This window comes from Amycolatopsis sp. FU40 (genome assembly GCF_021903635.1).
Classification (GTDB): domain Bacteria; phylum Actinomycetota; class Actinomycetes; order Mycobacteriales; family Pseudonocardiaceae; genus Amycolatopsis; species Amycolatopsis dendrobii.
This window is the reverse complement of the sequence record NZ_CP091381.1, coordinates 6105207-6118955: the sequence shown is the minus strand read 5'-3', so window position 1 is coordinate 6118955 and position 13749 is coordinate 6105207. Positions and strand designations below refer to the sequence as shown.

The 13749-nt window shown below is 68.2% G+C and carries 10 protein-coding genes; 6 read left to right on the top strand and 4 right to left on the bottom strand.

Going from position 1 to position 13749, the window contains the following annotated elements:
* Positions 1–49 precede the first annotated feature (49 nt).
* On the top strand, positions 50–418 hold the full coding sequence (locus L3Q65_RS28640; protein ID WP_182890072.1) for a helix-turn-helix domain-containing protein: 369 nt from the start codon (positions 50–52) through the stop codon (positions 416–418).
* Between the two features lie 209 nt (positions 419–627).
* Positions 628–1356 (top strand): hypothetical protein, encoded by a 729-nt coding sequence (locus L3Q65_RS28635; RefSeq protein WP_182890073.1) that lies wholly within the window; start codon positions 628–630, stop codon positions 1354–1356.
* A 46-nt stretch (positions 1357–1402) separates the two neighbouring features.
* On the opposite strand, the gene L3Q65_RS28630 is transcribed toward L3Q65_RS28635, so the two are convergent.
* The 4 genes from L3Q65_RS28630 to L3Q65_RS28615 form a co-directional block, all read right to left on the bottom strand.
* A complete protein-coding gene (locus tag L3Q65_RS28630) occupies positions 1403–2614 on the bottom strand; it encodes an acyl-CoA dehydrogenase family protein (protein ID WP_182890074.1) in 1212 nt (403 codons plus the stop codon).
* A gap of 28 nt (positions 2615–2642) precedes the next feature.
* Entirely contained in the window at positions 2643–3938 is a 1296-nt protein-coding gene (locus L3Q65_RS28625) for an acyl-CoA dehydrogenase family protein (protein ID WP_037817128.1), read from the bottom strand.
* A 101-nt stretch (positions 3939–4039) separates the two neighbouring features.
* Positions 4040–5218, bottom strand: coding sequence for a low temperature requirement protein A (locus L3Q65_RS28620; RefSeq protein ID WP_182890075.1), 1179 nt, complete (start codon positions 5216–5218; stop codon positions 4040–4042).
* A 179-nt stretch (positions 5219–5397) separates the two neighbouring features.
* Positions 5398–6579, bottom strand: a complete 1182-nt coding sequence (locus tag L3Q65_RS28615; protein ID WP_182890076.1) for a TetR/AcrR family transcriptional regulator — start codon at positions 6577–6579, stop codon at positions 5398–5400.
* A 159-nt stretch (positions 6580–6738) separates the two neighbouring features.
* Between L3Q65_RS28615 and L3Q65_RS28610 the strand changes: the two genes are divergently transcribed.
* The 4 genes from L3Q65_RS28610 (at position 6739) to L3Q65_RS28595 (ending at position 13659) form a co-directional block, all read left to right on the top strand.
* Positions 6739–7950, top strand: coding sequence for an acetyl-CoA C-acetyltransferase (locus L3Q65_RS28610; protein WP_037817122.1), 1212 nt, complete (start codon positions 6739–6741; stop codon positions 7948–7950).
* An 8-nt stretch (positions 7951–7958) separates the two neighbouring features.
* Positions 7959–10130, top strand: a complete 2172-nt coding sequence (locus tag L3Q65_RS28605) for a 3-hydroxyacyl-CoA dehydrogenase NAD-binding domain-containing protein (RefSeq protein ID WP_182890077.1) — start codon at positions 7959–7961, stop codon at positions 10128–10130.
* A gap of 68 nt (positions 10131–10198) precedes the next feature.
* A complete protein-coding gene (locus L3Q65_RS28600; RefSeq protein ID WP_237597153.1) occupies positions 10199–10648 on the top strand; it encodes a hypothetical protein in 450 nt (149 codons plus the stop codon).
* A gap of 209 nt (positions 10649–10857) precedes the next feature.
* Complete coding sequence (locus tag L3Q65_RS28595; RefSeq protein WP_237597152.1) at positions 10858–13659, top strand: hypothetical protein; 2802 nt, start codon at positions 10858–10860, stop codon at positions 13657–13659.
* Positions 13660–13749 lie beyond the last annotated feature (90 nt).

Sequence of the window (13749 nt, the reverse complement as noted above, 5' to 3'; positions counted from 1 at the left end):
GAAAACCAGGCTAGGATTCCGATAGGTACCAGCAGGTACCTTGGACTCCATGAGCGGTTCCCGCGGCGTCTTCCTCGCCGATTGCCCGGCGCGACTGGCCGTCGACTTGATCGCCGACAAGTGGACCGTGGTCGTGCTCGCGGGCCTCAGCGAAGGCCCGGTCCGCCACGGCGATCTGGTCGAGCTCATCGGCGGCATCTCCCGGAAGATGCTCACCCAGACGCTGCGACGGCTTGAAGCGCACGGGCTCGTTCGCCGCCAGGCGTACGCGGAGGCCCCGCCGCGGGTCGAGTACGAACTGACCCCGCTGGGCGCGACGCTGATCGAGCCGATCCACACCCTGACGGAGTGGGCGCGCGCGAATGGAGACGCGGTTCTGGACGCGATCGACGCCGGTTCGGTTACGCGGAAAAAGTGAGCCGCGGCCTCGAAAATATCCAGATTCACTGAGATCTACCGCGGTTTCCTGCGCAAAATACCGACCATGCTGCGCTTTTGGTAATCAGGGTGCTACTGGCCGTGGTCACGGTTCGGATTCGGAACGGCGACGGCGGACGACAGAGCGCAACAGTGCCCTGCCTCCGAGCGACCCGTAGGTCACCCCCGCCCGATCGAACGGGAAACACGATGACCGGTCCAGAAGATCGCGAAACCGCCGAGGCGCACAAGGCCGACCGCCGCCACCGCCGGTTGGAACAGGAGTTCGTCGAAGCCGGACTTGACAGCTCGTCGCTCGAGACGCAGTCCGTCGAAGAGCTGCACGCGTCATTGGACCGCCTCGACGCGGTAATCGCCGAGCAGCGGAAGAAACTCGCGCTGAACAAGGAGGCGCTGGCAGCGGAGGGAACGCTCAAAGGACGCTCGGACGTTCAGCGCAAGGTGAATGCCAGTCGCAGCGCGCTGAAGATTTCCCTGGAGCGGCGTGAGCAGGTCCTCGAGCTGATCAACGGATTGACCGTAGGACAGGAGATCGACAAGCTCAGAAACGCGGTGTCTGGAGTCGACGACGCCGGGACCAAGGAGAAATTCCACCAGCTGCTCGGCGAGTTCGAAAGCAAGACCGAAGAGATCGACGGGGAGCTGAAGGAAACCAGCCGCAAGATCGCGGAGGTCAAGGCCGCGGCACTGGCCGCCGAGATCGACAAGTACGAGCGCAAAGCCAAGGTCTGGCAGAACTTCCTGGCCAAGGAATCCGTCGCGACCTACGTCGGTGCGGCGATCCTGCTGGTCATGTCGCTCTCCGTGGTGGCCGCGATGTTCGCGCACGTGGAGATCAACCAGGTGCTCTCCAGTGCTTTCCTGCTGGTACTGGGGTACTTCTTCGGGCAATCGACCGGAAAAAAGCAACTGGAATAACAAGGCCGCTCGGCCCGCTCCACAGAAGCGGGCCGAGCGGCCTCGATCACTTCAGCTCAGCCGAGGACTTCCCCAGCACCCGCCGAGCCACGATGAGCTGCTGGATCTGCTGCGTCCCCTCGAAGATGTCCAAGATCTTGGCATCCCGGGACCACTTCTCCAGCAGCGATTCCTCTGTGTACCCGTACGATCCAGCCAGCTCGACGCACTTCAGCGTCACATCGACCACCGTCCGACCAGCCTTCGCCTTGGCCATCGAAGCCTGCAGCGAGTTCGGCTGACGGTTGTCCGCCATCCACGCCGACTCCAGCGTCAGCAGATACGCGGCTTCGTAATCCGCCTCCAGCTGCAGGAAAGTCGCGGCTGCGGCGTGCTGGGTCAAAGCCGGGCGGTCGTAGTCGATGACGACGCCGGCTTCGGTCAGGATGCGGCGGGTTTCGTCGAGTGCCGCGCGGGCGACACCGATCGCCATCGCGGCCACCAGCGGGCGGGTGTTGTCGAAGGTCTGCATGACCCCGGCGAAACCCTTGGCCGTGTCGATTTCCGGCGTGCCCAAGAGGTTTTCGCGCGGAACGCGGCAGTTCTCGAAGCGCAGCACGGCGGTGTCGGACGCGCGGATGCCCAGTTTGTGTTCCACGCGCACGACCTCGAAGCCGGGCGTGCCCTTCTCCACCACGAACGACTTGATCGCGGCGCGGCCCTTCGTGCGGTCGAGCGTCGCCCAGACCACGACGGCGTCGGCGCGCTGGCCGGACGTCACGAAGATCTTTTCGCCGTTCAGGATGTAATCGTCGCCGTCCTCGGTAGCCGTCGTGGTGATGGCGGCCGAGTCCGAACCGCAGCCGGGTTCGGTGATCGCCATCGCGGCCCACAGGCCCTTGAACCGCTCGAGCTGCTCGTCGGTCGCCACGGAGCCGATCGCCGCGTTGCCGAGGCCCTGGCGCGGCATCGAAAGCAGCAGGCCGACGTCGCCCCAGCACATTTCGATCGTGCCGAGCACCACGTTCAGGTTGGCACCGTTGCGGTTTCCCTTGGGGCCGTCGTCCTTTTCGGACCGGCGGACGCCGGCCGCGCCCGCGCCGCCCTCGCCGGAGGAGTTCAGGCCGTCCAGCAGTGCGGCGAACATGTCCAATTCGGACGGATAGGTGTGCTCGGCGCGGTCGTACTTGCGCGAGATCGGCCGGAACACCTCGGCCGCGGCCTGGTACGCCTGGTTGATCAGCGCGCCGGCCTTCTTCGGAGCTTCCAGGTTGATCATGAGTTGCCTTTCGGAGCAAGAAAAAGGATCAGAGGAGGACGGCGCCTTCCATCACGCCGATCGCCCGCAGGTCGCGGTACCAGCGCTCCACCGGATGCTCCTTCACGAACCCGTGCCCGCCCAGCAGTTGCACGCCGGCGTTGCCGATCTGCATGCCCTTGTCCGTCGCGAGCTTGCGGGCGAGCGCCGCTTCCCGCGCGTATTCCTTGCCCTGTTCGGCCCGTGCAGCCGCGCGCAGCGTGACCAGGCGCAGGCCCTCCAGCTCGATCGCGATGTCCGCCACCGAGAACGCGACCGCCTGCCGGTGGCTGATCGGCTCGCCGAACGCGGTGCGCTCGTTCACGTAAGGCACCACGTAGTCCAGCACGGCCTTGCCGACGCCGGCGGCGAGCGCCGCCCAGCCGAGCCGGGAAAGCCGGACCACCTCGGTGAAAACGTCCGCCTTGCCTCCGCCGAGCAGTGCGCCCGCGGGCAGCGAAACCTTCTCCAGGTGCAGTTTCCCGGTGGCCGCGCCGCGCAGGCCCATCGCGGGTTCGGACTCGATCGTCACGCCCGCGTTGGACGATTCGACCAGGAACAGTGCCGGTCCGCGACCTTCCAGATCGGCCGAGACGATGAACAGCTCGGCCTCCGCCGCACGCGGGACGAGCGACTTCACGCCGTCGAGCTGGTAGCCCTTCGGGGTGCGCTTCGCCTTGGTGGCGGGCTTGAACGGGTCGAACAACGGCGTCCGCTCCAGCAGCGCGAGCGCCGCGGCGGGCACCTGCTCGCCGGTGAACGCGGGCACGTAATCGGCCTGCTGCTGCTCGTCGCCCCACGCGACCAGCGCGGTGCTCACCGCGGACGGGGCCAGCACGGCCACCGCCAGCCCGAGGTCGCCGTGCGCGAGCGCCTCCGCGACCAGCGCGTTCGTCACGACCGAACGCTCAGTGCCCGCGCCGCCCAGCTCTTCCGGAATCCCGACGAGGCTGACGCCCAGTTCGGCCGCGCGGCTCAGCAGGCCTTCCGGGGCGGCAAGCTTCTCGTCGGCGTCCGCGGCGGCCGGGCGCAACTGTTCGGCGGCGAACTCGCTGACCGTCTCGACGATGAGCTTCTGGTCCTCGTCCGGCGTCAGGTCGAACAGCCCGCGGTCGTCCGGCTTCGCCAGCCGCGCCGGTTTGCCCAGCCGCTGGACCGAGGTGAACGACCTGGTCGCCGCCCCCGCGGCGCGGAACCCGCTGCGGGTCCCCGTCTTGACCAGGTTCTGCACCGGCCCGCGCAGCCCGACCCGGTCGATCGCCTTGCTCCCGGCCAACCGGGTGAGCGCGGCCAGGCCGAGGCCCATCGCGTCTCGTTTCCTTGGCGCAGCCATGCAGCATCTCCCTCGCGTTACCTACTCACGAGTAGGTTAGCGTGGCGCTGCGGAATCCGCCAGTGCGGCCCGGCTCACTCGGCGACCGGCCGTCGCGCCAGCGATGTGCGTTCGAACGCGATGAGCAGCAGGACCGCGGCCGTGACGATCAGCAGCAGCAAGGCCGCGGGCACGTGACCGAGGAGCGGGGTGAGGGCGAGCAGCAGCGCCGCGAGCACGAGCCGTTGCCGGTTCCAGCTGCCGAGGTTGCGCCGCCGCAGCGAGCTGAGCGCGACCAGGTACAGCGCGAGCCCGCCGGTCAGCGCCCACAACGCGACGCCGTGCAACGCGTCCGCTGGACTGGTGTGCAGGGTCAGGAATGTCTTCTTCAAGCCGAGCGCGACGAGCACGATGCCGGCGATGAGCGGCAGGTGCAGATAGGTGTAGGAGTCGGTGGCGATCTTGGTCCGCGAGAGGCCTTCGGCGCGGGCCAGCCTGCGTTCGGCGACGTGCGCGACCAGATCGAAGTACGTCCACCACATCCCGGCGGCGAGTGCGATCCCGCAGATCGCCGACCCCGCGACGAGCCAGGTGATCGGCACGTGCCCGATCCCGATGCCGATCGCCACGACCGATTCGCCCAGCGCGATGATCACGATCAGCCCGAATCGCTCGGCGAAGTGCGCCGGCGAATGCAGCCGCCAGCCCGCCGGACCGGACAAATAGACGTTGAGGTAGTCCACCGCCAGCGCGACCACCCACAGCGCGGGCTGCCACGCTCCGCCCACGAAGGCGGCGACCGTCAGCAAAGCCAGGCTCGGGAGCAGACCGCGCAGCATCTTCAGCAGGACCAGGCGCAATTCGGCGTCGTGCCGCGCGGCCCCGACGTAGGCGACGATGTGCAGCAGCCGCACGACGCCGTAACAGGCGACGAACAGCAACGGCCCGTCGAGCCCGCCCGGTTCGTTGGCGAGCGCCTGCGGCACCGCGAGCGCGACGAGGAACATCACCGCCATCGCGCCGAACATCGCCAGCCGGGCGATGCCGTGGTCGACATGGATGGTCGTGCCGAGCCACGCGTAACTGCACCAGCACCACCACAGCACCATCAGCACCAGCAGTCCCTCGCCGACGCCGAGGAGGCTCAGATGTCCGGCCATCAGTTCGGTCGTCTGCGTGATGGCGTAGACGAAGACCAGGTCGAAGAAAAGCTCAAGGGTCGTGACGCGGTGGTCTTCGTCCGCGCGAACCAGATGCAACCGTCTCGTGGGCACGGCAGATGCTGACACGAATGGGCGATCGATCGGCGCGGTTTCGCTGACAGCGTGCGACGACCTCGCGAGGTTCTCTTCTCTCTGAAGTTGTGACTTCACCTATGAAGTACTTCACTAGTGAAGTAACCAGGCAAAACAGAAGACCACTTTCGAAGTCCGCGTGGCCTCCGGGCCTGCGCTCAGCCGAGCCCGAGAACGGCGTGCAGCACCGTCGTCAGTTCGGTCTGCAAATGCGGCCTGCTCTTGATCCGGCCGGTCCGGCTGAGATCGTTCGCGATGGTCAGCGCGGCATGCACGCGGATCTTCGCCTCGCGGGCCGGAAGTTCCGGAAACACCGCGCACAGCAAGGAAACCCACTGGTCGACGTAGTCCCGCTGGACGCGGCGCAGATCGGCCTTGTCGCGTTCGGGCATGGTCGCGCGATCCGCGGTGAAGGACACCAGCAGTTCCGGCGTGCGCAGCAATACATGCACGTACGACGCGGCGAGCTTGCCCAGTGCGGACCGTTCGTCCGGGGCCCGCAACGCCTGCTCGGCGGCCAGTGCGAGCCGGTCGGCGGCGCGGTGTCCGATCGCGACCATCAATGCGGCCTTGCTGGGGAAGTGCCGGTACACGCTGGGCCCGGCGATGCCCGCCGCCGCGCCGATGTCTTCCATGCTCACCGTGTGGAAGCCGCGTTCGGCGAAGAGCCCGGTCGCGGCGGTCAGCACCTGCTCGCGACGGGACGGCGTGCCAAGGCTGCTCGCGACCGGCGGCGCGGGCTCGTCCGGGACCGGCAGTGAGACGTTGAGCACCGTCTGCGCCAGTTCGACCAGCAGCGGCACGAAGCGTTTGCGTGCCACCGACGTGTGGTGCACCGCGACGCTCCCGAACACCGAGAGCGCGGCCCAGCACAGCAGTTCGGCCTCGTCCGCGGACAGCTCCGGACGCAGTGTGAGCAGCGCTTTCGTCCACGCGTCGAGCACCGCGCCGGACCGGCGGCGGATCTCCCGGCGCTGCTCGCGCGGCAGATGCGGACCTTCCCAGCGCCACAGCGCGGCGATCTCCCTGCGCTCGACCGCCTGTGTCGCGAGGCCGGTGAGCAGGGCTTCCAGCTGGGAAAGCGGCGGCGCGGAATCGGCGAGCGCGGCCGCGGTGGCCGTCTCCATGTCGTCGATCCCGGCGAGCACGACGTAGGCGAGGATCGCCTGCTTGTCGGCGAAATGCCGGTACAGCGCGGGTCCGGTGACGCCCGCCGAAGCGGCGATGTCATTGATCCCGACGCCGTGGAACCCCCGCGCGCGAAACAGCTCGGCCGCGACGGCAGCGAGCTGGGCCTTGCGGTCGCGAGGTCGCGTGCCGCGGGCGGGAGACGTACTCATGGTGAACTGACCATAGCGCTAATCGAAACTACGGCAACCCATTGACACCATGGGGTTCATCGGGCTTATGTTAATGGCCATTAGCACCTACTGGCCGGTATAGTCGGCGGCGAGATACACCGCAGTGTCCAACCATGCCGCTTCGCGGAGGAGTGTTCAGTGAGTAGCGAGGCCTACATCTACGAGGCGTTGCGCACGCCCCGGGGCAAGAACAAGGGCGGTGCCCTGCACGGCACCAAGCCGGTCGACCTGGTGGTCGGCCTCATCCAGGAGCTGAAGGTCCGCCACCCGAACCTCGATCCGCAGGCGATCGACGACATCGTGCTCGGCGTCGTGTCCCCGGTGGGCGAGCAGGGCGCGGACATCGCGCGCACCGCCGCGCTCGTCGCGGGCCTGCCGCAGACGGTCGCGGGCGTGCAGCTCAACCGGTTCTGCGCGTCCGGGCTCGAGGCCACGAACGTCGCGGCGCAGAAGGTCCGCTCCGGCTGGGACCAGCTGGTCATCGCGGGCGGTGTCGAGTCGATGTCGCGCGTGCCGATGGGTTCCGACGGCGGCGCGCTGTTCATGGACCCGGCCACCGCCTACGACCACTACATCGCCCCGCAGGGCATCGGCGCGGACCTGATCGCGACGATGGAGGGCTTCTCCCGCGAGGACGTCGACGCCTTCGCGGTCCGCTCGCAGGAGAAGGCCGAGGCGGCCTGGTCCGGCGGCTACTTCGCGAAGTCCGTGGTGCCGGTGAAGGACATGAACGGCGTCACGATCCTCGACCACGACGAGCACCGCCGTCCGGGGTCCACTGTGGAGGGTCTGGCGAAGCTCAAGCCCGCCTTCACCACGATCGGCGAGATGGGCGGCTTCGACGCCGTCGCGCTCCAGAAGTACCACCAGGTCGAGAAGATCGACCACGTGCACACCGGCGGCAACTCGTCCGGCATCGTCGACGGGTCGGCCATCGTGCTGGTCGGTTCCGAGCAGGCGGGCAAGACCTTCGGCCTCACGCCGCGGGCGCGCATCGTCGCCACCGCCTCGATCGGCTCCGAGCCCACGATCATGCTGACCGGTCCGACCCCGGCCACCGAGAAGGTGCTGAAGACCGCGGGCCTGACCCCGGACGACATCGACCTGTGGGAGCTCAACGAGGCGTTCGCCTCCGTCGTGCTCAAGTGGCAGAAGGACCTGAACCTTCCGGACGAGAAGATCAACGTCAACGGCGGCGCGATCGCCATGGGCCACCCGCTCGGCGCCACCGGCGCGATGCTGGTCGGCACGGTGGTCGACGAGCTGGAGCGCCGCGAGGCGCGCCGGGCGCTGGTGACCCTGTGCATCGGCGGCGGCATGGGTGTGGCGACCATCATCGAGCGGGTGTGAGGACCGAGATGACCGAGAGCAAAACCATCCGTTGGGACAAGGACTCCGACGGCATCGTCACGCTGACCCTGGACGACCCGGACCAGTCGGCCAACACGATGAACCAGGCCTTCCGCGAGTCGCTCGCCGCGACCGTGGACCGGCTCGAGGCGGAGAAGGACGACATCGCCGGTGTCGTGCTCACCTCGGCGAAGAAGACCTTCTTCGCCGGCGGCGACCTGCGCGACCTGATCCAGGCGCAGCCGGAGCACGCGGCCGAGATCACCGCGTCCAGCACCGCGATGAAGGGCCAGATGCGCCGGCTCGAGCAGCTCGGCAAGCCGGTCGTCGCGGCCATCAACGGCGCGGCGCTCGGCGGCGGCCTCGAACTCGCGCTCGCGACGCACCACCGGATCGCGGCCGACGTCAAGGGCAGCCAGATCGGCCTGCCCGAGGTCACCCTCGGCCTGCTGCCCGGCGGTGGCGGTGTGGTCCGCACCGTGCGGCTGCTCGGCATCCAGAGCGCGCTGCTGAACGTCCTGCTGCAGGGCCAGCGGATGAAGCCGCGCAAGGCGCTGGAGATCGGCCTGGTGCACGAGGTCGTGGACACCGTCGACGAGCTGGTGCCCGCCGCGAAGGCGTGGATCAAGGCCAACCCCGATGCCGGCGTGCAGCCGTGGGACGTCAAGGGATACAAGATCCCGGGCGGCACCCCGTCGAACCCGAGCTTCGCGGCGAACCTGCCCGCGTTCCCGGCGAACCTGCGCAAGCAGCTCAAGGGCGCGCCGATGCCCGCGCCGCGCGCGATCCTCGCCGCCGCGATCGAAGGTTCGCAGGTCGACTTCGACACCGCGATCACGGTCGAGACGCGCTACTTCGTGAGCCTGGCCACCGGGCAGGTCTCGAAGAACATGACCAAGGCGTTCTTCTTCGACCTGCAGACGATCAACTCCGGCGGTTCGCGTCCGGACGGGTTCGAGAAGTTCACCGCCAAGAAGGTCGGCGTGCTCGGCGCCGGGATGATGGGCGCCGCGATCGCCTACGTGTCCGCGAAGGCGGGCATCGACGTGGTCCTCAAGGACGTCTCGCAGGAGGCGGCCGACAAGGGCAAGGGCTACGCGGTCAAGCTCGAGGAGAAGGCGCTCTCGCGCGGCAAGACCACGCAGGAGAAGTCGGACGCGCTGCTGGCGCGGATCAAGCCGACCGCCGACCCGGCCGACTTCGCGGGCGTCGACTTCGTCATCGAGGCCGTGTTCGAGAGCGTCGAGCTGAAGCACAAGGTGTTCGGCGAGATCGAGAGCATCGTCAACGCGGACGCGGTGCTGGGTTCCAACACCTCGACGCTGCCGATCACCACCCTCGCCGAGGGCGTGCAGCGCACCGAGGACTTCATCGGGATCCACTTCTTCTCGCCGGTGGACAAGATGCCGCTGGTCGAGATCATCTGCGGCGAGAAGACGTCGCCCGCCACGCTGGCGAAGGTCTTCGACTACACGCTGCAGATCCGCAAGACCCCGATCGTCGTCAACGACAGCCGCGGCTTCTTCACCTCGCGGGTCATCGGCACCTTCATCAACGAGGCGGTTGCCGCGCTGGGCGAGGGCGTCGAACCGGCGTCGATCGAGCAGGCGGGTTCGCAGGCCGGCTACCCGGCCCCGCCGCTGCAGCTGATGGACGAGCTGACCCTGACGCTGCCGCGCAAGATCCGCGCGGAAACCCGCGCCGCGATCGAGGCCGCTGGCGGCACCTGGAACGCGCACGCGTCCGAGGCCGTCATCGACACGATGCTCGACAAGTACGACCGCAAGGGCCGCAGCAGCGGGGCCGGCTTCTACGAGTACGACGAGAACGGCAAGCGCACCGGTCTGTGGCCGGGTCTGCGCGAGGCGTTCAACTCGGGTTCGGCGGACGTGCCGTTCGAGGACCTCAAGGAGCGCATGCTCTTCGCCGAGGCGCTGGAAACGGTGAAGTGCTTCGACGAGGGTGTCCTGACCTCGGTCGCGGACGCCAACATCGGGTCCATCTTCGGCATCGGCTACCCGGCTTGGACCGGTGGCGTGATCCAGTACATCAACCAGTACCAGGGCGGCTTGCAGGGTTTCGTGGACCGGGCCCGCGAGCTGGCGGCGCGGTACGGCAGCCACTTCGAGCCGCCGCAGTCGCTGGTGGAGAAGGCCGCCAAGGGCGAGATCTACGAATAAAGATCTTGTGACGACGGGGCCGCTTCGGGGATTCTCCCGGGGCGGCCCCGTTTTTCGCGGAGGTGACGATGCCGGAAGAGCGACTGCCGTTCCTGGACGAACACCGGGTCGTCGTCCACGCCGACGCCGAGACCGCCTGGCGTGCGGTCAACCAGGTCATCGAACGTGTCTCCGGCCGCTTGGCCACCGGCTACGCCTGGGCCGTCGGCGCCGACGACTGGAAGGCGACCGGCTCCCGTCCGCTCGCCGAGGGGGCGACCGTCCCCGGGTTCCGGGTCGCCGCCGCCGAACCGCCCAGGCTGCTCGCGCTGGCCGGACGGCACCGGTTTTCCGAGTATCGCCTTACTTTCCGGCTCGAACCCGAGGCTCGAGGACAGACCCTGATCCTCGCTGAGAGCCGAGCGCGGTTTCCCGGGGTGCTCGGGTCCGGCTACCGCTTGCTCGTCATCGAGAGTGGCGGGCACGTCCTCGGCATGCGGAGGATGCTGGGAACGATTAAGCGCCTCGCGAACAGTTAATTCCCTATTTATTGCGGACTTATTCTACGTTTTTCGTAGCAGTGGTGAATTGATCGCCGCGGGGGTAGCTGAGCGCAACCGCGCGTCCAGCGAACGGCTGAACCCCGGCCACCCGAACGGCCGCACGCGGTCCGGAACAAATCGAATAACCCTTGCCATGTCGGCATAAATCCGGGACCCCTCCCGGCCGCCGCATGGGATACTTCGGCATGGACCAGACGGTGGCCGTCGCGGGGGAGCAGCTCGCGTTCGCTGGTGCGGATCGGCTCGTCAAGCTGATCGGGGCGCTTTATCAGCGGCCCCGCGTCGGCGACCGGCCGCGGGAATTGCGGGACGACGGAGAATGGCGTCCCGGTTATCACCGAGAACGTGCCGAGCGGCGCGGGCTCCCGATGGTGTGCCTCGTAGGAGAGGCGCGCGAGGGGGTGCTCGAAGAGCTGGGTTCGCGGTTGCAGAACGCGAAACCGGCGGGCACCGTGCGTTCCGTCTATTTCTCGCTTGCCGACCGGCCGGACGTCGACACGCCGGGCAAAGCGACCGAGGCGAGCGTCGAGGTGGTGCGCGATCTTCTGTGGCGCGTCCGCAACACCCTCGTCCGCAGCGGCCGCACGCGCGAAAGCCGGTTGCGGTTCCGGCTGTTCACGTTGGTCGACCAGCTCATGGCGAAGCAGTTTCCGGACGACGACACCGATCCCGAACGCACGTTGCTGCGCGAGTTGCAGGAGAACGGCCTGCTGATCCGGTTCCGCTCGGCTATCGAGAGCGTCAGCCGCGAACTGGTGCCGCAGCATCCGACCTGGCGGTTTCCGTTGCTGCTGCTGCGCTGGCTGACGATCGGCACCTTCCGGATCGCTGTCACCGGGCGCGTCCCCGGGCTGTCCGGACGGTATCGCTGGTTCCTGCGCCAGCCGCATCTCGCCCCGGAGATGTCGGGCAGCTTCGTTCGCTTCGCGATGCGGCTCACCGACGGCGAATGGCAGAAGGAATCGCCTCAGTACGTCGCTCGGCTGCTGGTCAACGCGTTCCTGGAGGACCTGCGGCGCGAGTACCGGCTGCGGCCGTGGCAGTTCTGGCGGCGTCGCCGGATGACGTATCCGGTGCTGCTGCTCGACGAGGTCGGCCCGGCCAACGGCGGTTACCGGCTGCTGGAACTGATCAACGAAGTCCGCAACCAGGTCGGCCTCTTCGACCCGCTGCTCGTGGTCAGCGCGAGCCAGGCGCCGCCGCCGGATGCCGCGCCGAGCGAGGACCGGCCGAAGTACCACGCCGCCGACGCCGCCGACGCGTACCGGGTGTGGCAGAACCGGCTCGGCGCGGACCGCCGCGCCCGCCGCCCCACCGCGTGGTACCTGCCGATCGGGCTCGACGCACCGCAGACCGAGACCGAAAAAACCGAGGTGCGCAAGCGAATGCTGGCCCTCGGCGAGCATTACGACCTGTCCGGCGGACGCGGACGGGCGGCGTGGTGGACGACGCGCTGGGTGCGGGCCGGGGTGCCCGCGGTCGTGCTCGCGCTGGTCGCCGGGTTCGCCGTCGTGCGCTATCAGTCCTTTCTGGACAGTCACTGCGGCACGTCGAGCGAGTGGCTGACCCGGGTGGACGACCAGTGCGTCGGGGTGTCCGACGGCACCTTCACGCTGTTCTCCCCGGTCGACAAGGAGGGGACGATCCAGCAGGTCGAGGCGGTGATCGCGGACCAGAACCGGCGGGCGGAGGAACTGCACCAGCAGCATCCGGAACGGCCGTACATCACGCTGGTCGACCTGGAGGCGCTGACGTCGTCGAACGACACCGCCGAAGGGCTCACCGCGGAACGGGAATCGCTGGAGGGGTTCGCGGTCGCGCAGTCGCGGCAACTCGACGCGACCGCCGCGGCCGAACCGATCGTGCGCATGCTGATCGCCAACGGAGGCAGGGGAATGCTCCAGGGCGCTGCGGTCGCGAGGACGCTGCTGGAAATGGCGAAACAGGACCCCAGCATCGTCGGCGTGGTCGGACTCGACATGAGCAGCCGCCCGACCTCCGACACGATCCGCGCGCTGGCCGACGCGGGCATTCCGGTGGTCGCCGCGACGCTCACCGCCGATCAGCTCGCGGACCAGAACCCGATCTACTACCAGGTCGCGCCCCAGAACCGCCGGGAAGCCGCGGTGGCCGCGGCGTTCGCCGCCCAGCGCCCCGGCCCCCGGTCGCTCCGCGTCTACTACCCCGACGACGACACCGATTACTACAGCACGAACCTCCGCGACGATGTGCTGACCTCGTTCAAACACGCGGGTTTCACCGTCGAGGCACGCGCGTTCGAACCGAACAGCGGAGACGCGAAGGCCCCGTCCGGCAACCGGACTGTCGGCAAGGCCGGGGCAGCCGGACGGGACATCTGCTCCTACGACGGCTTCGCGTTCTTCGCCGGCCGGGGCGTCCCGGACTTCGGCGAATTCCTCGCCGGAGCCGCGCAATGCGGCAGCAAAGCGACGATCATCGGCGACGACGACGTCTCCCGTTACGTCGCGAATTCCGTTTCGCGGGAAGGCAATCGCGCGTTGTCCTACTACTATCTCGCGCTAGCGAGCGCCCCGGCGACGCCCGCGAAAGGCCTCGCGCGGGACTTCTACACCACGCTCAACGCCAAGTTCGCCTTCGAGCACACGGAAAAAGGCCGATCGTTCGACGGTCACGCCGCGCTGTCCTACGACGCCGCATTGGTGATGATCACCGCGACCGCGTATCTGCGCGAGACGTCAACGAACATCCCGGTAACGCCCGGCGCGGTATGGCGCGAGATCGCCGCGATCCACACCTCGCGGCCGGACGCCAACCAGACCAACAAATACATCGAAGGAGTCAGCGGAACCATCGACTACGGCGGAGACATCGGCAGGCACGTCCCGCAGGACAAACCCGTAGCGGTACTGCGCGTCCAAGGCGGCGAGGTCGACCCGGAACTCCAGGGCTTCTGCGGCAAGGCGGTCTTCCGGGCGCCGGATCCGTGGTGTCCCGCGGACGGCTGAGCCGCGGGCGGTCGGCCAAATGCCCGCGGCGGTTTTCCGCGGGCCGGCGTAGCCGTTTTGTCTCGCCGCGAATGGCGTTCAGGCGATGCC

Coding starts and splice junctions, on each gene's coding strand:
- L3Q65_RS28630 (WP_182890074.1), bottom strand. CDS start 2,614: ATGATCAACCTGGAAGCTCCGAAGAAGGCCGGCGCGCTGATCAACCAG.
- L3Q65_RS28625 (WP_037817128.1), bottom strand. CDS start 3,938: ATGGGCCTCGGCCTGGCCGCGCTCACCCGGTTGGCCGGGAGCAAGGCG.
- L3Q65_RS28640 (WP_182890072.1), top strand. CDS start 50: ATGAGCGGTTCCCGCGGCGTCTTCCTCGCCGATTGCCCGGCGCGACTG.
- L3Q65_RS28595 (WP_237597152.1), top strand. CDS start 10,858: ATGGACCAGACGGTGGCCGTCGCGGGGGAGCAGCTCGCGTTCGCTGGT.
- L3Q65_RS28635 (WP_182890073.1), top strand. CDS start 628: ATGACCGGTCCAGAAGATCGCGAAACCGCCGAGGCGCACAAGGCCGAC.
- L3Q65_RS28600 (WP_237597153.1), top strand. CDS start 10,199: ATGCCGGAAGAGCGACTGCCGTTCCTGGACGAACACCGGGTCGTCGTC.
- L3Q65_RS28605 (WP_182890077.1), top strand. CDS start 7,959: ATGACCGAGAGCAAAACCATCCGTTGGGACAAGGACTCCGACGGCATC.
- L3Q65_RS28615 (WP_182890076.1), bottom strand. CDS start 6,579: ATGAGTACGTCTCCCGCCCGCGGCACGCGACCTCGCGACCGCAAGGCC.